Raw genomic sequence first — 18,786 nt, 5'->3', positions numbered from 1 at the left:
AAGATTATAATAAAGAAGGAGATATAGATATGTATGGAGAGTCAGCAATAAAGCCATGGAGAATTGATTTTTTTACTTCAGAGGATGCTCAGGGTGTAGTGGATTTGTATCGGGCAATTTACGGAGATGATTATCCAAGAAAAGAAGTGTATGACACAAAGGAACTCGTACGTCAGAGCAATGCAGGTGAAACCTATCGAATGGTTGCCCGTACTGAGGATGGAGAGGTAGTTGGACAAGCTGCTTTATATCAATCATCACCTCCAAATAAAAGGTTATACGAATACGGACAATTGATGGTAAGGCATGATTATAGAAAGTCATGGATAGCTATGAAGTTGATCGGTGAGTCTTTAAAAAAAATTCCGCAACGTTATGGATTAGAGCAGGTATGGGGCGAAGCGGTATGTAATCATTTATTTACCCAGCAATCAGCTGTGAGACATGGAGGTTATGAAACGGGACTAGAGGTGGATTTGATACCTGCTGAATCCTATAGTCAAGCTAATTCACAAGCAGCCAATGGCCGTGTTTCCACATTAGTTGTTTTTTATAACTTTAAAAATAAACTGCAGACCATCTATCTTCCTAAGGTTTATGAAGAGATATTGAAAGAAATCTATGAAGCAGCGGATTGTGGACATTGCTTTGTTACATCGGAGGGTGTGCTGCCAGGGGAAATTTCAACGGTGGGAGAACTACAGATATTTAACAATGCAGGGGTGGCAAGGATTACTATTGATGAAATAGGTAGTGATTTTGAAGTTTATTTAAACAACTTAGAAGTTAAGACAAAAGCAGCAGGTATCGTGGTTACACAAGTGTTTATGAGACTTACCCGTCCGTGTACTGGTGCGGCAGTTGATATTTTGCGTAAGAGAGGTTACTTTTTTGGGGGAGCACTGCCTCGATGGTTTGATGATGATGGTTTCTTTATGCAAAAAATAGTAGGTCTACCTAATTTTCAAGGTGTAAAACTTTATAGTAAGAGATCTAAGAAAATTATGGAGTTTATTAAAAATGATTGGCAAGAAGTAAGGGGAGATCTTTAATAATTAACTGTTGTCCATTGATGTAGTGAAAGGAAGGGTTCTTTGCATTAAAAGCCCTTCTCAAATGAAAGGGTATTATAATATGCCAGAGGCTACAGCCAAAGCTATTGATGAGGAAGAGAAGATAAAGTGAATAAATGTATACAAGGAGATGTAAAGATGAATAGAAAAGAAATTGAAAATCACTTGAGGGAAATGATTGTTAAACGTGTAGAAGAAAATATTACTCCGGAGACAATTGAAATGGACACGGAATTAACACTACTTGGATTAGATTCGCTAGGATTTAGCTGGCTGCTTGCTGACATTGAGGATACCTTTGATTTTATTGTGGATGGTGCAGCTGTGATAAAGCTAAAGACACTAGGAAGTATTATTGATTATGTGGAAAACCATGTGTCAGATTAATCGTCCTATAACCTGTGAATCTCCTGTCATTGGAAGATCTGCAATTAGATTTGATGCTTTGACTAAAGTGACAGGCGAAGAAAAGTATGCGGCGGATTATTATCCTCAAAATTACTTGTGGGCAGGTATTAAGCGGTCTGCATATCCTCATGCTAAGATTATAAGTATTGATAGTTCACAGGCGAAAAACATGGCTGGTGTTATTTCAGTATTGACAGGTGAAGATGTACTGGGAAGTAATAGGCTGGGAATTTTTGAAAAGGATCAGCCTATACTAGCAGATGGTATAGTTCGTCATTATGGCGAGGCTGTTTCATTAGTGACTGCTGAGACGAAAGATATACTGGAGAAGGCAATAGCTGCTATTTTAGTCGAATATGAGCCACTGCCCGCTGTGTTTGATCCTAAGGAAGCTCTAAAAGAAGACTCGGTAATCCTTCATCCAAATAGAGCTTGCGGTAATGTGCTGCTCAGTTCCGAAATCAGCTGTGGCAAGGGTGCAGAGGCTTTAGTGGACTGTGCATACACTGCAGAAGTATTAGTTTCGGTAAATTGGCAGGACCATGCTTGTCTTGAAACAGAATGTGGAGTAGCGTGGTTGGAGGAGGATGGTAGTATAGCTATTATTGCTTCAACTCAGACTCCTTTTAGGGATCGGCTGGAGCTGGCAGGGGCCTTGAAAATACCTCCAAACAAATTTAGAATTATGGCACCTTATTTAGGAGGTGCTTTTGGCGGCAAAGATGGCATTACAGTACAGGGATTTTTAGCTCTTGCAGCACTTAATTCAGGTGGAAGACCAGTAAAAATGTGGTATTCAAGAGAAGAGAGATTTTTAGCAGGAACAAAGAGACATCCTGCTGTTATGGAATATAAATTAGGATGTAATGAGGAAGGTATTTTGCAAGCTCTTGATTGCAGCATTTTAATGGATACAGGTGCATATGCAGCCCTTGGTGGAGAAGTTCTTGAGCTGGCAATGGAACATGCTGGTGGTCCCTATTGCATTGCACATACGCAAATTAGAGGAACTGTTGTTTATACTAATAACCCAGTTGCTAGTGCCTTTCGTGGCTTTGGAGTACCACAGGCAGCAGCAGGAATGGAGCAGGTAATAGATGAACTAGCTAAGGCAGCAGGAATTGATCCAATGGAGTTTAGAATTAAAAATGCTGTCCGACGGGGTAGTGTTACGCCGGCAGGAGTATTGCTTACCCAAACTGTAGGTATGGAAGAATGTTTGGAAAAGGTATCAAAGCATAGGCTGTGGCAGGAGCGTCAGTCATGGATAGATAGTGCTCCAGCTTTTAAACGAAGAGGTGTCGGCATAGCAGCTTGTTATCATGGCATTGGTTTTGGTCCCGTTATTGCAGATTATGCAAATGCCAAGTTAGAACTCTCTTATGATGGTCGTATTATTGTTTATATTGGTGTGGGAGATATGGGGCAGGGTAACGCCTCAACTTATCTGCAAATTGCAGGACATGTTTTGTTTCAAGGCTATGATAATATGGAAATAGTTATGACAGATACAGCAAAGACCCTACCTTCAGCTTCATCTTCTAGTAGTCGTACAACCTTTACCTATGGAAATGCAGTAAGAGAGGCGGCGAATATACTTAAAAAACGAATTTTGGAAAGGGCATTGCTGTTATTTTCTTTTCAGATGTTAGAGCAATTGAATATTGATGATTTAGTGTTGCTACCTGGGCGAATTTTACATCAGCCTTCTGGTATGGAGCTTCCTCTAAAAATGGTTGCAGGATCTATGGATGTCAGCGAAAGGGCAACTACCTACAGCTATACAACTCCAGTAAACAAACAAGTAATGAAGACAGGTAAAAATCTAAGATGTCATGGATATCCTCATAGAGTTTTTTCCTATGGTGTGCAGTTAGTTAGGGTGGAGCTGGACACTTTAACTGGTGAAACATCAATATGTGAGTTGCTGAACTGTATTGATGCTGGTTGCGTATTAAATCCTGAGGTTTTTGAACAGCAAATTCAAGGTGGTGCTGCTCAGGGAATTGGATATGCTATGTTTGAAGATTTTTCTCTAAAATATGGAAAAATAAGGACAAATGATTTTTCTACTTATATTATACCAACAGCTATGGATATACCTGATATGGAAATAATTACTGTATCCTTGGCAGAGTATGATGGACCATATGGTATGAAAGGTGCAGGTGAAATTGGTATAGATGGCATTTTACCAGCTGTTGCTAATGGACTTGCATCCATTATAGGAAAGCGTATTACAGAGGGGACGCTGTCTGGGGAAAAAATATTATTAGCTCTTCGTCAAACTGGAAGGGAGGCTGTTCGATGAGAATAAGTTTTATACTTAATGATAAGGAAACAGTAGTAGATACTCAGCCTGATAGACGAGTAGTTGACCTTCTAAGAGAAGATTTTGGATTAATTGGAGTAAAAGAGTGCTGTGGTGCTGGTGAATGTGGTGCCTGCACCATACTCCTTGATGGAATAAGCCGTCTTTCTTGTTTGCTTCTAGCATCTCAGCTTGAAGGCAGAAAAGTAACTACAATCGAAGGGGTAGCACCTGAGGGCGGCTTCCATATAGTGCAGCAAGCATTTATTAATCATGGTGCAGTACAATGTGGTTTCTGTACTCCAGGTATGATATTATCCGTGCTTGATTTGCTGCATCGCAATCCTAAGCCAACTCGTCAGGAAATTAGAGAGGGGTTAAGCGGTAATTTATGTCGTTGCACAGGTTACCAAAAAATTGTGGAAGCAACTTTGGCTGCAGCTGACTTGTTGAAGGGTGGGTGTGAGTAATGGAAGTTTTTTTCCCTCGTACTTTTAGGGAGCTAAGAGAATTGTTTGAGATTTACTCTGATGGACGAATATTAGCAGGTGGTACTGATCTTTTAGTTAAACTTCGAAAACATGGCGATAAACCATCTGCGTTATTTTCTATAGAGCATTTAAGTGAATTACAGCAAGTAGAGGAGGGTAAAAATAATATTTTTATTGGTGCTGGTGTGACTCATCAGCAGCTTCTAGAACTACCGATTATCAAGCAGCGTTTCAAAGGGATGCATGATGCATTGTCCGTACTTGGTTCACCACTTATTCGTCACAGTGGAACCTTAGGTGGAAATTTGTGTACTGCATCTCCAGCAGGAGATACTTTACCATCACTTTATGTTCTTGATGCAAAGATTGAGATTTATGGTCAAGTTGAAAAACGCTGTGTGCCCATTGCTGAGTTTATTAAAGATTCAGGCAAAACAATACTGAAACAGGGAGAATTTGTAACAGGTATTTATATTCCGTTTTTAGAATCTAATACTTTTTCTGCTTATTACAAGGTTGGCAAACGTAAGGCGCTAGCCATTGCTATTGCCAGTTTAGCTGTGATGCTTCAGCTAAATTCCAATGGAACTGTAGAAAAGATTAAATTGGCCTGGGGCAGCGTTGGTCCTGCTGTAATGATACTACCAGAAGTAGAAAACTTTCTTAAAGGGAAGGTTTTATCCGATACAACACTCTCTCAAGCAGGAAAAATGGCTGCTTTAGGGGTTTCACCTATTGATGATATTCGAGCAAGTTCTGAATATAGGAGGTGTTTAGCTGCTAATTTACTATTTCGTCTTTGCAGCGAAAGTGACTTTAGACTTAACTAATTATGAGCTGCTTTTTTAAGTTTTCCGTATTAATAGATAACTACAACATTATGAAGGAGTGAAATTAAATTATGAAATCACAAGATTCAAAAGAAAATTTGCTTTCAGATAATCAGCTTGAAAAAATTACTGGAGGGCAAGAAGACGGAAATCCAGGAAACTCGGATTATCATGGTACTACAAGTTGCAGTAAAATAGCGACAAAAAAATGTTCACTTTGTGGAGCATTGAGTCACGAAGAACATCTAAAAGGGACTACTTGGTATAGATATTATAAGTGTAAGTATCCAGATTGTCATAGTGGCCCTGCTGAAAAACTCTAATATTTAAGGGCTGCCCTAAAACTAACTTAGTTTTAGGGCAGCCCCATCAAATTTGAAGAAGAATCGATTCGGCTTGACAGTTTACAACAATGATTTTACTTTTAATATTTTCTTGGACTTGTTTTTAACTCCTCTTTTAATAATGTATTGGGTGTTGTGGAAATACAGTAGTAAAAAATCTTATTAACATCAGTTGTATCATCTAGATAAAACCATTCACAGTTTAGACAGCCATCGCTATATCCATCATTTCCGCAGAGCCAATAAGTAGTTCCACCAGTCGCAAAATTTAGAGTATCATCTGACAACTTATCAAAATCTTGATTGTTTGAGTTAGAAAATTTTTCTTTTTCCTTTATCATAGCAAAATATCCTCCTAAATTTTTATTTCTTTTGTTATTTTATTTATACGAAGGAAATAAAATAGTAGCTCATAAAAATATGAAAATGCAAAAATATATTCGCGATAATAAACAAAGAATTTTTTCTAACTCTTTTCTTATTTTTGAGCTACTTTTAAAAGTGTTTCGTATAAATAACATGACGAGCTCAATTAAAGAATTTATAAATTATAGAAAGGGAAGGGGAACTAATTATTATGAAAAAAATCTTAACAGGTATAATTTGTATCTTATTATGTTTTACTTTTTTTATAGAGTACAGAGTAAATGTTTATGGGTCACAAGGATCTAATAAAAAAGGTGATTTACAAAAATTTACTACAGTGGAAGACATAAAAAATAAACGGATTGGAGTATTACTAGGATCTCTTCAGGCTGAGTATGCATTAAAAAACTATCCTAATGCAACTGTTTTGCAATATAAAAGTTCATCAGATGCCTTAGTTGCGTTAAAGTCAAAAAAGGTAGACGCTATACTTAATGTCCGTGAAACCATGATGGAGATACTTAAAGCTGATAAAAGTATGGGGTTTTTAGGGGGAAATTTGTATGAAGTACCTGTTGGAGTAGGCTTTAATAAAAATAACACAAAGCTTTCAGAAGAATTTAATAGTTTTTTGAAAAAAATTAAAAGTAATGGTGTTTATGATGATATGGTAAAAAGATGGATGATTGATGGCTCACAGAGCATGCCGCAAATACCTAATAAGGAAGATAACGGAACTTTGGTGGTTGGAGGTGTCAGTGATGATGGACTGCCTTTTACAACAGTAAAAGATGGAAAACTAGTTGGATTTGACGTTGAGATTGAAACGCGTTTTGCAGCAGAACTTGGAAAAAAACTTGTGTTTTCGGATATGGAATTTGGTAGTTTGATTGCGGCTGTTTCTACCAATAAAGTTGATATGATAACAAGTGCACTTGCTATAACTGAGGAAAGAAAAAAGAAGATAAATTTTTCAGATCCCTATTATAAACTAGGTACTGGGGTTTTGGTGCTTAAAGAGAATCTTGCAAGCTATGCTTCTGAAACTAATCACGATAAGACTGAATCTTCCTTCATCAAAAGCATAGGTGATAGTTTTTATAATAACATAATACTTGAAAATAGATATATGCTTATAGTAAATGGTCTTAAGCTTACTATTATTGTAGCAGGTCTTGCTGCCGTATTTGGCACTATCCTTGGAATGTTAATTTGTTTTATGAGAATGTCAAGGAATAGGCTTCTAATCAATGTTGCATCGGGTTATATAGCAATTTTACGTGGTACGCCAATACTTGTATTTTTAATGTTAATTTTTTATGTGTTTTTTGCATCGGTAAATATAGATCCTGTGTTTGCTGCTATTATTGCCTTTGGTATGAATTTTGCAGCCTATGTCTCAGAGATGTTTAGGACTGCTATATTGGGTATAGATAAAGGGCAACAGGAAGCTGGCATTGCAACAGGGTTTACAAAAGTACAGACTTTTTTATACATTATTATGCCACAAGCAATAAAGCAGGTGCTTCCAGTTTATAAAGGAGAAGTCATTTCTCTTTTAAAGAATACTTCTATCGTTGGATATATTGCAGTACAAGATTTAACAAAAGCAGGAGATATTATAAGAAGCCGTACATTTGATGCCTTCTTTCCACTAATAATGGTAGCAACAATATACTTTATTCTATCTTGGTTACTTACAATGCTGCTTGATTATATGGGAAGGAAGATAGATCCAAGAGCAAGAAAACAATCAAAGTCTAAGATTAAGTTTACAGTAAAAGAAAGTAATTTTACTACGTAAGTATATAGAAATAAGTAAGAGAGGTGCGGTGAGTAATATGATAAATGTATCACATATGTCGAAAAAATATGGAGATTTAGAGGTTTTAAAGGACGTTAACTGTCAGATAAGAAAAGGTGAGGTTATATCAATCATTGGCCCTTCAGGAACAGGAAAAAGTACATTTTTGAGGTGTCTTAACTTACTGGAGGTACCAGCTGGTGGTAGTATTGAGATTGATGGAGTTGATATTCTTTCTAAGGAAGCAAATGTACCTAAACTAAGACAGAAAATGGGTATGGTTTTTCAAAGCTTTAATCTATACGAACATCTTTCTGTTCTTAATAACCTTACCTTGGGACCTATTAAATTGCTTGGCAAAAGCAAGGATGAGGCAAAAAGGAGAGGTTTTGAATTACTCAAAATGGTAGGGCTTGAAGAAAAAGCGGACAGTTATCCTGATGAGCTTTCAGGGGGACAGAAACAAAGAATTGCTATTGCAAGATGCCTTGCTATGGAACCGGAGATAATACTATTTGATGAGCCAACTTCAGCCCTTGATCCTACAATGGTAAGTGAAGTTTTATCTGTAATTAGGAGGTTGGCCAAGGATGGCATGACTATGGCTATTGTAACTCATGAAATGGAATTTGCAAGGAATGTTTCAAACAGGATTTTTTATATGGATGAAGGCGTTATATATGAAGAGGGTTCGCCAGAGGAAATATTTCAAAATCCGCAAAAAGAAAAAACAAAAACCTTTATTAATAGAATAAGAAGCTTCCATTATGATATCAATAGTGATAGTTTTGACTTTTATGGTATGAATGGTGAAATTAAAAGCTTCTGTGAAAAATATTTATCACCAAAGCTAGTACAAAAAATTCTTCTGCTTACTGAGGAGCTTATTGCCATTTATAAACCACCAATGGAACTCGATTTTGATTATTTTGAAAAAATTGATAAATTAATTATAAAAGTTACCAGCATTAATGAGTTACCTAGTCCTTTGGAAGATAAACTAGGAGTGGATGATATAAGCCGCGCAATTATTAATAATTTCACAGAAAATATTAAGGAAGAGTGTATAAATGGTAAAAATAGCATATCGATGGAGATTAAAAGTATATAATGAAAATATTCAATTTGGACAGGTATTGCACTAATATGTAGGAAAGGAGAGATTAATTATTATGAAAAAAATTTTAGCAGGTATACTTTGTGGTTTGTTATGTTTTATTGTCTTTATAAGCTACAGAGTAAAGGTTTATGGGGCACAAGTAGATAACTCACAAAAATTTACTACAGCGGAAGATATAAAAAACAAGCGTATAGGGGTACTACTAGGATCTGTTCAGGATGATTATGCTATGAAACACTATCCTAATGCAACGATTTTACAATATAAAAGTGTATCGGATGTTGTAGTTGCATTAAAGTCAAAAAAGATAGACGCTGCATTTTATACACGTGAGACTATGATGGAAATACTTAGAAATGATAAAAGCATGGAGTTTTTAGAAAAAAATATATATGAAAACCCCATTGGAATGGGTTTTAATAAAAATAATACAAAGCTTCTAGAAGATTTTAATGGTTTTTTAAAAAAGATTAAGAGCAATGGTGTTTATGATGATATGGTAAAAAGATGGATAACTGATGGTTCACAAAGTATGCCGAAAATAGTAAATAAAGAAAATAACGGAACTTTAGTGATTGGAATTGTCAGTGATAAAGGGCTACCTTTTACAACAGTAAAAGATGGAAAAATGGTTGGCTTTGATGTTGAGATGGCACAGCGTTTTGCAGCAGAACTCGGAAAAAAACTTGTGTTTTCGGATATGGAATTTGGCAGTTTGATTGCGGCTGTTTCTGCTAATAAAATTGATATGATAACAAGTACGCTTGTGATAACTGAGGAAAGAAAAAAGAAGATAAATTTTTCGGATTCCTATTATAAACTAGGTGCTGGGATTGTGGTGCTAAAAGAGAACCTTGCAAAGTATGATGCTGAGACTAAACAAGAGGTGGGCAAGCAGTCCTTTATCAAAAGCATAGGAGATAGTTTTTATAATAATATAATATTGGAAAACAGGTACATGCTTATAATAGATGGTCTTAAGATTACTATTATTATAGCAAGCCTTGCTGTCATATTTGGTACTATTCTTGGAATGTTAATTTGTTTTATGAGAATGTCAGGTAATAGCTTTCTAAGCAATATTGCATCGGTCTATATAGCAATTTTACGTGGCACGCCAATGCTTGTATTCTTGATGTTGATTTTTTATGTGTTTTTTGCATCAGTAAATATAGATCCTGTGCTTGCTGCTGTTATTGCTTTTGGTATGAACTTTGCAGCCTATGCATCAGAGATGTTTAGGACTGCTATATTGAGTATAGATAAAGGGCAGCAAGAGGCCGGCATTGCTGCAGGATTTACAAAAATAGAAACCTTTTTATATATTATTATGCCACAAGCGATAAAGCAAGTGCTCCCAGTTTACAAAGGAGAAGTAATTTCTGTTTTAAAGAGCACCTCTATTGTTGGATATATTGCAGTGCAAGATTTAACAAAAGCAGGTGATATTATAAGAAGTCGTACCTTTGATGCCTTCTTTCCACTAATAATGGTTGCAATAATATACTTTGTTATTTCCTGGCTACTTACAGTTCTACTTGATTATATGGGGAGGAAAATAGATCCAAGGTCGAGAAAACGATTTAAGAATAAGAATAAGATTATATATTAGAAATTTTAGTCAAAATCCAAAGAACCAATATAACAGTTGAGAATTGACAGAGGACATTGAAGGAGGATTTTTATCCGATACACTGCGAAAAATCTTTAATTTAAAAAACTCTTACTTTTCTGACGTGAAGAAGAAAACTGACCTTCATTGTCCTCTAAAAACATATTTGCTTCTTTCCAATATTGCTAATAACTCTTATAGTATAAGTTAAGTGTCTAGCGTGTTTATCTACATCATTCACACAGATGATTCTTTTACTTTTTTTATACACTGCATACGGTTTTTTACTCCCAATTTTGCATATATATTACTGGTATGAGCTTTTACTGTTCTGAGGGTTATTCCTAGATTTTCTGCAATTTCTTTGTTGGTATAGGCATTTATTATCAGACGAAGAACTTTCTTTTCCATAGTAGTTAGAAGATTTTCTATTGCATCTGAATTTGTAGGAACTATAAAATGCCTAACAGCATCTTTTGTCTGGCTGAGTATATTTTCTGCATAAACTAGCAATCTGTTTCTCTTGTTATTATTTTTGACATACATCTCCAGTAAAGAAATCATAGGAGTAAACTCATCCACAAAACTTCTAACATAGCCTTCCTTAATTCCTATGGAAAGGGCATTTTTAAAGTGCTTTTCAGCAATTTCCTCTTTCATGTCTTTTAGTGCTGCAATAGCAAGAAGGTTTTGCATTTCAACTATGCTGTGATCTTTCTTTTGTGCCTTAGCAAAGCTTAAAAGCCGGTTTAGCAGTATATTGGCATCATTATAACGCTGTTTGTAAATCAAAACTCGACTAAGTACAATAAGTTCATATTCCTGTGCCCTCACAATATTCTGGTAAATATTTAGCCTGTTTTCATCAAGCCATTTATTTACCAATTTCGTATCATCTAGATCAATATAAAGTCGGATTTTAAAGGCCCGAAGCATATAAATCCAGTGAGGTTTATGGAATTCTGCTACCTTATTTTCACATTCATGAGTAACTTCCAGGGCACCTTGTATGTCACCTTGAGCACGCTTTATTTTTGCTAGGGTAATCATTGCAGGAATCAAAGCACCTGCACAATGAGCATTTACAGCTTCGTCAATGGATGCAAGCAATTCTGGGAGGGCTTCGTTTAGTTTACCCTTTTCATAATACAATTCACCTTTAATCAGTGGTGCATATCCAGGATTTGTACTGATTAGGGTTCTATAATTCCAGACAAATGAATTATATTCAGTAAAATTTTTTTTGAACATTTTTATTAGTGAATGATATGGAGCACGGAAAATAGAAACATCAAATAGATTAATATCCATATATTCTGTACTCATAACATTGCTTATACCACAGGCAGCAGCTTCCATAATAGGTTGTAAGATTTTCTCGATATTACCCTGTCGTATAAAAAAATTAGATTTAACTAGAAAATAGATTGTATTGAAGTCTTTGGAAAATATATTATCCATACTTAACAACAATTCTATTCGTTCCAAACACTTCCAAGCTTTCGTGAAATCATCTGTCTCTACAAGATATGTTGCTTTTACAAGAAGAATCATCAGAGAATTTTCAACATATTTGTCTGGCAGCTTTTCAACCCATGAAATAACCTTTGAATATTCTCCTTTTCTTATTGATTTTTGGCTGTGTTTTTCTATAAGAGGCAGAGCGGTTTCGTAATAAAATCCTTTTAAAAAGTGATCGATTGCTTCGTTAAAAAAGCCATGTGCTTTGAACCATTCCCCTGCTTTGTGGTGTAGAGCTTGAATTGAGGCAGCATCCCTTTTCAGCAGCTTTTTTCTTAGAAAATCTAAGAAAAGGGGATGGTATCTAAACCATATACCTTCATAATCAAGGGCTACAAGAAAGCTGTTCTGAGTATACAGTTCTTTTAGTAATTTACTGCCATCATAACTAGTGATTTCTTCGCAAAGAAGTGCGCACAGCTTGTCTGAAATAGATGATATTTCCATGAAGTCCTGTTGTTCGCTTGTCCATGTATTATAAACATCTTCAACAAGGTAGTTTTCTATATACAAATTACTGTTTCCAAAGTTGCTTATGACATTATGCCTATTCTTTTCATCTTTAAGGGAGAGAGCTACAGCAACTAGTGCAGCTGCCCAACCTTCTGTATAACGTTCAATTTTATGAATATCTTCTTCTTGCAGAAAATATCCTCTTGATTCATAATACTTAGAGATTTCTTTAGTTTCAAAACGGAGTTCTTTTGCTTGGATTCGTACCAAATCTTCTTTTAAGCCAAGTTTTGCCAGTTTCAAAGGAGGATTAATCCTGCTTATCATTATAAGGTGCATGTTTGAAGGCAGATAAGTTATAAAGTAGGAGAGACCATCAAGAATAGCAGGGGTTGTAATTAGATGGAAATCATCCAGTATAAATAAAAAATTTGAGGATATAGTTGATAATTTATCAATTATAATGCTCAGATGGACATTTGCTTTAAAAAGCTCCTGGGATGTAAAAATATATTCTGTAGCTTTGCTAATACCATCTGAAATGTGGTTGAGTGCAGCACAGAAATAGTTCCAGAATATAAAAGGGTCGTTGTCACCTTCATCAATAGAAAACCAGGCAGAGGACAGAGAAATACCTTCAAGCCATTTAAGCACAGCAGTAGTTTTACCATAACCTGCAGGAGCTGTTATGATAGTGAGCTTGTGGCTCAAGGAGTCTTCCAGCTTGTGATTGATAGTCATACGTGGCAGCAGATGCTTATTTGTCCTAGGAGTACTATATTTTGTTTTTAATAATCCAACATTAGATGGATATTCTTTTATCATCAACATCATCTCCTACAATAAACGACTTAATTTGAGTGAAAACCTCATTGTTTAATGATTCATATTATACTATGTTTCTTATGGAGTAGTGAAAATATAAAATTCTATATATTTATATTACACTATTTTGCAAGAAAATTAACTAACATTATCCAAATAATTTTGGATAATGTTCACATACATTTGTACAATTAGTTTTTCAGTCAATAATCTTCAAATCTTTTACGTCTTCCATTAATTTCAGAACTACTTTTTCTATATATTGTGGTAAATTTTCATCAGGTGCTTTAGTTATAAGTAACTTTTCCCATTCTTGTTTACAAGTACAATTAATTTTATCAAATATAGAAACATCACCATGTTCATTATATTTCTCAAATAGTTTAAGCATATGATTGTCACAATAATCGCAATTCGACGCTTTTGCCTTTGATGAAACTGAATAATTCATAGGACTTATGTGAACAGGTATTTTTAACCCTAATTCTTCTTTCTTTTTTAATATTTCTACTACAGACCATAATTTAAGAGGGGTATACATGTTTTTTATCCACATATTATATGTTAAAGTATTTTCTTCAACAGTAGGAAGTTCCATATCTATTCTTTTTATATTAAACTGATTGAGGTATTGTAAACTGTTAACAAAGTCTTCAATAGCTTCTTTTTCAGTAAGAAATGGAGGTTTCGCCATAAGTAAAGGTGTAAGATTTATATTATTTTCATTGCAAATCATAATTTTTTCTTCAAAGGTACTTGAATCAAAGCTTTTATTTATACATAAATCTCTAACTAATGGATTTGCAGATTCGAATCCAACGGCTATATCAAACTCTTTATTTGTCGATTGTCTTATTCTAGTTAATTTTTCTTTTGTTATATTTTCAACTCTAGATTCTATAACAATTTTCTTTACAGATTCAATATTGTTCAATATATCAATAATACTTAGTACTGCATTAAAATTTATTTCTTTTTCACATAATAAGCTTCCATCGTTATACAAACAAACAATACCATATTTAGAAAAATTAATTTTTTTATTGCTTATGGTATTTTTAATCTGTTCTATATAATCCTTATCACTAATTTTTTCACCTAGATTAGTAGCATTATAAAAACCGCAAAATGTACAGCCACCTACCTCTTTAACCTGGCTGCATCCGGTTCCTCTCATAAATATAGCAAGTCTATCAATATATTTTCCATTTAAAAAACCTTTTCTAGCTTCAGTATAAATTACTTCATTTGAAAAATTAAACTTATTTCTTTTGCCTTTGGTAATATTTAGTCTAATGGATTTCATATAGCTTCTAACTAAATTTCTAATATATTCATTATTAGAGTTCTCTTTTAAATTACTATTCATAAAAAACACTTCTTTCCAATAAAAAATTGTAGATTATTTTGTTTTTGTATATATATACGAAATAATAAGCATAGTAGCTCAAAATTTAGTTAATATTGAAAATTAGTTTATAAAGAGTAATATTTTTCAACTGTTAAGAATTTAAAAAAGCCAGATTCTAAGATAAAATAGAATTTGGCTTTTAAGATATGGCAACATGTTTTTATAATCTTTTAGCTAATTTATATTTTTTATCTCCATTTACTATGGAATTTACTGGACAAACTTTAGCACATAAATGGCATCCAACACATTTTTCTTTAATTAATACAGGTTTTCTAATAGTGCTTTCCCATCTTATAGCTTGATGACCGCCATCATAACAGGAAATATAACATCTTCCACAGCCTACACAGCTATGATCTTCAAACTTAGGATAAATTACATAATTTCTATCTAATTTGTCTGCTGAAACTACATTTTTTAGTGCTAAGCCAATTAATTCTTCCACTTTTTTAAAGCCCTTCTCCTCCATATAATAACTAAGTCCACTTATCAAATCTTTAATTATTCTATACCCATATTGCATAACTGCAGTAGTTATTTGCAGATTAGAGGCTCCTAAAAGTAAAAATTCTACTGCATCTTCCCAATTTTCTATGCCACCCATTCCGCTTATATGTACACCTTCAAGTTCCTTGCTTTCTGCTAAATCCCTTATGAATCTTAAAGCTATTGGTTTTATAGCTTTTCCAGAATATCCAGATACAGATGACTTACCATTTATAATTGGATAAGGTGAAAAGCTGTCTAAATCTATTCTTGTTATGCTTTTTATAGTATTTATAGCGGCTATACCATCTGCACCACCTTCAATAGCGGCTGCAGCAGGTATAACCATATTATCAAGATTAGGTGTCATTTTAGCAAGTATTGGTATATGAGTTCCTTTTCTAACTGATTCACAATACTTTTTTACGAGTTTTGGATTTTGACCTACATCTGCTCCCATTGTTTCGCTTATCATCTGTGGACAGGAAAAATTACATTCAATTATATCTGCTCCAGCTTCTGTTACTAATTTTGAAAGTTCTGTCCATTCCTCTTCACTTTCTCCCATTATTGAGGCAACAAGAATTTTTTGAGGGTATTTTTCTTTTAATTCTTTCATCCATTTTAAATTTTCTTCAAGTGGATGATCAGAAATTTGTTCTAAATTTTTAAAACCTATAAAAGGAGTATTTTCCTTGCCTATAACATCAAAACGAGGAGAAACTTCTTCTGGCAAATAAAAACCTATGGTCTTAAAGACTACACCAGCCCATCCCATTTCCAATGCTTTAGCACACATTTCAAAATTACTTGCCACTACAGAAGAAGAAAGAAAAAAAGGATTTTCACATTTTATACCACAAAATTCTATAGAAAGATCTTTATTCAATAGTTTTCACCTCCATAATCTTTGATGCTTCAGTACATAAATATTCTTGTATCATTCTTATTTTTATAGGTCTGTCCATCTTACCTCTTATACAATTTCTCTGGCAATACATTTTATTGTTACAAGCAACTCCACAGGCACCAAGCTTATCTAAATATTCATGAGCTTTATAGTAAGCGCCCTTATAATTTTTAAATCTCAAGGACATAATAATACCCAGTGTATTCTTTTGAACTGGACAAGAGCTGCTGCAGGGAGCTTCATAACACAAAAGACATCTGGAAATTTCCTCATCTATTATTAATTTATTAAAATTTGTTTTATTTTCCATAGTTCAAGTCTCCATTTCTATAAGTTTTGTATTTAAACTGTTTTCGGATTAAACAATAATACTTCTAATGAAAATAATTAATGGCAATGAAGATGTTAAGGAAGTATTTGATGTGACAGTTTTTTTATGAATATTGAATAATAAAGTTAAAGCGTATACAATGGACAATATATTAAAAAGCTAAGCTTTGAAATAATGTAAACAGAGCCCAGCCTTTTAATACTGTCTGAGATTTTATACATAAAATGTTTGTTAAGTCTAAAGTCTTGTCTTTACAAGATGCTGACAGGCAATACAATAATATTTGTAATCTCCTAAAATATAAGGTTCCTTCTTTGGATCACGCAAATAGTGAGAACACCAACCATTTGGCATATGATAGTCACATCCCGAAGTATAATAATGACCATCTTCTCCTAGGTCTGTTCTTTCATATATTGAGCCTCCAACTATTTGGTCTAATTCATGATCTGCCAGCTTTTTTGCGTTTTCAGGTCCTATGTTGACATTCTTTTCCTCCGACATAGTAAATTCCCCCCTTTATAATATATAAAATCTTATTTGCATTTTATTATACGAAGCACTTTTAAATGTAGCTCAAAAATTTATATTAATATAATTTAAATAAATATATATTTTTAATCAAATTTTGAGCTACTATTTGTAGTATTTCGTATACATAAATATAAAAAGCTTAGTAGAATTTATATATAATAAATAAAATTAGTAAAAACTGACAGAAACGAAATTTTAGGAGGTATCTATTATGTCAACGGAAAAGTATCTAAATGAAGATATTATAGAAGAAGAATTAAATGAAGAGACTATAGAAGAAAAATTAGAAGAGAATGAACTTGGACAGATAACAGGTGGAATGACAATAGGAGCAATTAGTGGAAGTAATCCTTACAATAATTATAGATACAATAGACAGGCAAATCCAAGAGAAACAAATCAAGATGGAGCTTTAGCTGGTTTAGTCGATTCTAAAGTTGGTTTATTGCCGCGTAGGTCTGAACAAGTAAGAAAAAATGACAGTAAAAATACTAATAGAGTTGGAGCTACTTCCAGTATATCTGAAAATGACTCTAATAACCAATCAAAGGGTAAAAGATTCTCAGGATGGGGGTAAAATCCTATGATATGTTTTCTTATATTAATAGATAACTTCCCAAGGAAAGCTACTTGACAGTTTGCAAGTTATGCATTAAAATTGTCTATAAATACAAAGTAAAAAATACACTTTAATTTGGTCCTGTGAGGCCAGGAAGAGGTATGATTATGATGAAGTCTTTTTGTTATAAGAAAAATTTAAAATTCATAAATATAATGGGTAATAGGGAGATTAATTTCTAGAATTTAATCCTCTTATTACCCTTTTCTTTTAAATAAAGAAGATCCTTCAATAAAAGTGTATTTTTACTAGAGAAAATGAAGGAGGTCTATTTATGAAAGCAAAACTTATATTAGAAAATGGAGCAACATTTCAAGGGAATGCATTTGGATACCTAAAAGACAGTGTTGGAGAAGTGGTATTTAATACTGGAATGACAGGATATCAAGAAATTCTTACCGACCCATCTTACTATGGTCAAATTGTTACAATGACATATCCTCTTATAGGGAACTATGGTATAAACTTAGAAGATATGGAGTCAAAATCGCCTAAAGTAAAAGGTTTTATAGTTAGAGAAAGATGTAATGCTTCAAGTAACTTTAGATCAGAATTAGAACTAGAAGATTATCTAAAGCAAAATAAGATAATAGGTTTAGAGGGAATAGATACAAGAGCCTTAACTAAAATTTTAAGAAATAGTGGAACTATGAAAGGTATAATTACATTAGAAGAGGTTTCCTATAATGAGATTAAGAGTAAAATAAAAGCTTTCTCAAATAAAGAAGCAGTTCAAAATGTGACTACTGAAGAAAAGTATGTAGTAGAAGGCAAAGAAAAACATGTTGCAATTATGGATTTTGGTATAAAACAAAATATAGTAAGATCTTTCTTAAGAAGAAAATGTAAAGTTACAGTTTTTCCAGCTGATACAAAAGCAGAAGAAGTTTTAGCTGTAAATCCTGATTTAATATTTTTATCTAATGGCCCAGGAGATCCAGAGGATTTAACAGAAGTTATAGAAAATATAAAAAAACTAATAGGAAAGAAACCAATTGTAGGAATCTGTTTAGGTCACCAACTCTTAGCTTTAAGTCTTGGAGGAAAAACAGCAAAGCTTAAGTTTGGACATAGAGGCTGCAACCATCCTGTTAAGGATTTAGAACAAAATATAGTTCATATAACTTCACAAAATCATGGATATTATGTTGATGTACTTCCAGAAGATATGGAAACTACTCATGTTAGCTTAAATGATGGAACAATTGAAGGAATGAGGCACAAAAACTTGCCTATATTCTCAGTACAATTCCATCCAGAAGCGTGTCCAGGTCCAAAGGACAGCGATTATATATTTGATAAATTCATGAAATATGCACTTTAGGAGGTAGCGG

16 protein-coding genes and 1 pseudogene are annotated in these 18,786 nt (G+C 33.8%); 11 read left to right on the top strand and 6 right to left on the bottom strand.

The features are described 5' to 3' along the window. Nucleotides 1–29 precede the first annotated feature (29 nt). The 6 genes from I6U48_RS05875 (at nt 30) to I6U48_RS05850 (ending at nt 5,436) form a co-directional block, all read left to right on the top strand. Nucleotides 30–1,052 (top strand): GNAT family N-acetyltransferase, encoded by a 1,023-nt coding sequence (locus I6U48_RS05875; RefSeq protein WP_218319479.1) that lies wholly within the window; start codon nt 30–32, stop codon nt 1,050–1,052. A gap of 159 nt (nt 1,053–1,211) precedes the next feature. After that, a complete protein-coding gene (locus I6U48_RS05870; protein ID WP_218319478.1) occupies nt 1,212–1,460 on the top strand; it encodes an acyl carrier protein in 249 nt (82 codons plus the stop codon). Beyond that, nucleotides 1,435–3,792, top strand: coding sequence for a xanthine dehydrogenase family protein molybdopterin-binding subunit (locus tag I6U48_RS05865; RefSeq protein WP_246615219.1), 2,358 nt, complete (start codon nt 1,435–1,437; stop codon nt 3,790–3,792). The genes I6U48_RS05870 and I6U48_RS05865 overlap by 26 nt, the downstream gene beginning before the upstream one ends. Further along, nucleotides 3,789–4,262, top strand: a complete 474-nt coding sequence (locus I6U48_RS05860) for a (2Fe-2S)-binding protein (protein WP_218319477.1) — start codon at nt 3,789–3,791, stop codon at nt 4,260–4,262. Before I6U48_RS05865 ends, I6U48_RS05860 begins: the two co-directional genes overlap by 4 nt. Beyond that, a complete protein-coding gene (locus I6U48_RS05855; protein WP_218319476.1) occupies nt 4,262–5,113 on the top strand; it encodes an FAD binding domain-containing protein in 852 nt (283 codons plus the stop codon). The genes I6U48_RS05860 and I6U48_RS05855 overlap by 1 nt, the downstream gene beginning before the upstream one ends. A gap of 71 nt (nt 5,114–5,184) precedes the next feature. Beyond that, nucleotides 5,185–5,436, top strand: coding sequence for a hypothetical protein (locus I6U48_RS05850; RefSeq protein WP_218319475.1), 252 nt, complete (start codon nt 5,185–5,187; stop codon nt 5,434–5,436). Between the two features lie 101 nt (nt 5,437–5,537). Here I6U48_RS05850 and I6U48_RS05845 read toward each other — a convergent pair whose 3' ends face one another. Further along, nucleotides 5,538–5,798: a hypothetical protein gene (locus I6U48_RS05845; protein ID WP_218319474.1), complete on the bottom strand. Its 261-nt coding sequence runs from the start codon at nt 5,796–5,798 to the stop codon at nt 5,538–5,540. Nucleotides 5,799–6,034: 236 nt separating this feature from the next. Between I6U48_RS05845 and I6U48_RS05840 the strand changes: the two genes are divergently transcribed. From I6U48_RS05840 to I6U48_RS05830, 3 genes and pseudogenes are all read left to right on the top strand, one after another. Then, on the top strand, nt 6,035–7,627 hold the full coding sequence (locus I6U48_RS05840; protein ID WP_218319473.1) for an ABC transporter substrate-binding protein/permease: 1,593 nt from the start codon (nt 6,035–6,037) through the stop codon (nt 7,625–7,627). Nucleotides 7,628–7,664: 37 nt separating this feature from the next. Beyond that, nucleotides 7,665–8,381: pseudogene (locus I6U48_RS05835) on the top strand (amino acid ABC transporter ATP-binding protein); the annotation flags it as partial. A 418-nt stretch (nt 8,382–8,799) separates the two neighbouring features. Further along, the gene (locus I6U48_RS05830) at nt 8,800–10,359 is read left to right on the top strand and encodes an ABC transporter substrate-binding protein/permease (protein ID WP_218319471.1); all 1,560 of its coding nucleotides are present in this window, start codon (nt 8,800–8,802) and stop codon (nt 10,357–10,359) included. 237 nt (nt 10,360–10,596) lie between these two features. Here the strand turns inward: I6U48_RS05830 and I6U48_RS05825 are convergent, their stop codons facing one another. The 5 genes from I6U48_RS05825 to I6U48_RS05805 all read right to left on the bottom strand — a co-directional run bounded on the left by I6U48_RS05825 (nt 10,597) and on the right by I6U48_RS05805 (nt 16,803). Next, on the bottom strand, nt 10,597–13,158 hold the full coding sequence (locus I6U48_RS05825) for a winged helix-turn-helix domain-containing protein (RefSeq protein WP_218319470.1): 2,562 nt from the start codon (nt 13,156–13,158) through the stop codon (nt 10,597–10,599). Between the two features lie 199 nt (nt 13,159–13,357). Continuing rightward, a complete protein-coding gene (locus I6U48_RS05820; protein WP_218319469.1) occupies nt 13,358–14,527 on the bottom strand; it encodes a hypothetical protein in 1,170 nt (389 codons plus the stop codon). A gap of 202 nt (nt 14,528–14,729) precedes the next feature. Beyond that, nucleotides 14,730–15,947, bottom strand: a complete 1,218-nt coding sequence (gene preA / locus I6U48_RS05815) for an NAD-dependent dihydropyrimidine dehydrogenase subunit PreA (RefSeq protein WP_218319468.1) — start codon at nt 15,945–15,947, stop codon at nt 14,730–14,732. Beyond that, on the bottom strand, nt 15,940–16,278 hold the full coding sequence (locus I6U48_RS05810; RefSeq protein WP_218319467.1) for a hypothetical protein: 339 nt from the start codon (nt 16,276–16,278) through the stop codon (nt 15,940–15,942). The genes preA and I6U48_RS05810 overlap by 8 nt, the downstream gene beginning before the upstream one ends. 258 nt (nt 16,279–16,536) lie before the next feature. Further along, a complete protein-coding gene (locus I6U48_RS05805) occupies nt 16,537–16,803 on the bottom strand; it encodes a hypothetical protein (protein ID WP_218319466.1) in 267 nt (88 codons plus the stop codon). Nucleotides 16,804–17,044: 241 nt separating this feature from the next. Here I6U48_RS05805 and I6U48_RS05800 point away from each other — a divergent pair, with 241 nt between their 5' ends. Both I6U48_RS05800 and I6U48_RS05795 read left to right on the top strand, forming a co-directional pair. Next, nucleotides 17,045–17,410 (top strand): hypothetical protein, encoded by a 366-nt coding sequence (locus I6U48_RS05800; protein ID WP_218319465.1) that lies wholly within the window; start codon nt 17,045–17,047, stop codon nt 17,408–17,410. A gap of 316 nt (nt 17,411–17,726) precedes the next feature. Further along, nucleotides 17,727–18,776: a carbamoyl phosphate synthase small subunit gene (locus tag I6U48_RS05795; RefSeq protein WP_218319464.1), complete on the top strand. Its 1,050-nt coding sequence runs from the start codon at nt 17,727–17,729 to the stop codon at nt 18,774–18,776. The last annotated feature ends 10 nt before the right edge of the window (nt 18,777–18,786 follow it).

The sequence above is a fragment of the Clostridium thailandense genome, assembly GCF_019207025.1.
Taxonomy (GTDB): domain Bacteria; phylum Bacillota; class Clostridia; order Clostridiales; family Clostridiaceae; genus Clostridium_AM; species Clostridium_AM thailandense.
The sequence above is the reverse complement of the archived record's forward strand: the minus strand, read 5'-3'. Positions and strand labels throughout refer to the sequence as shown.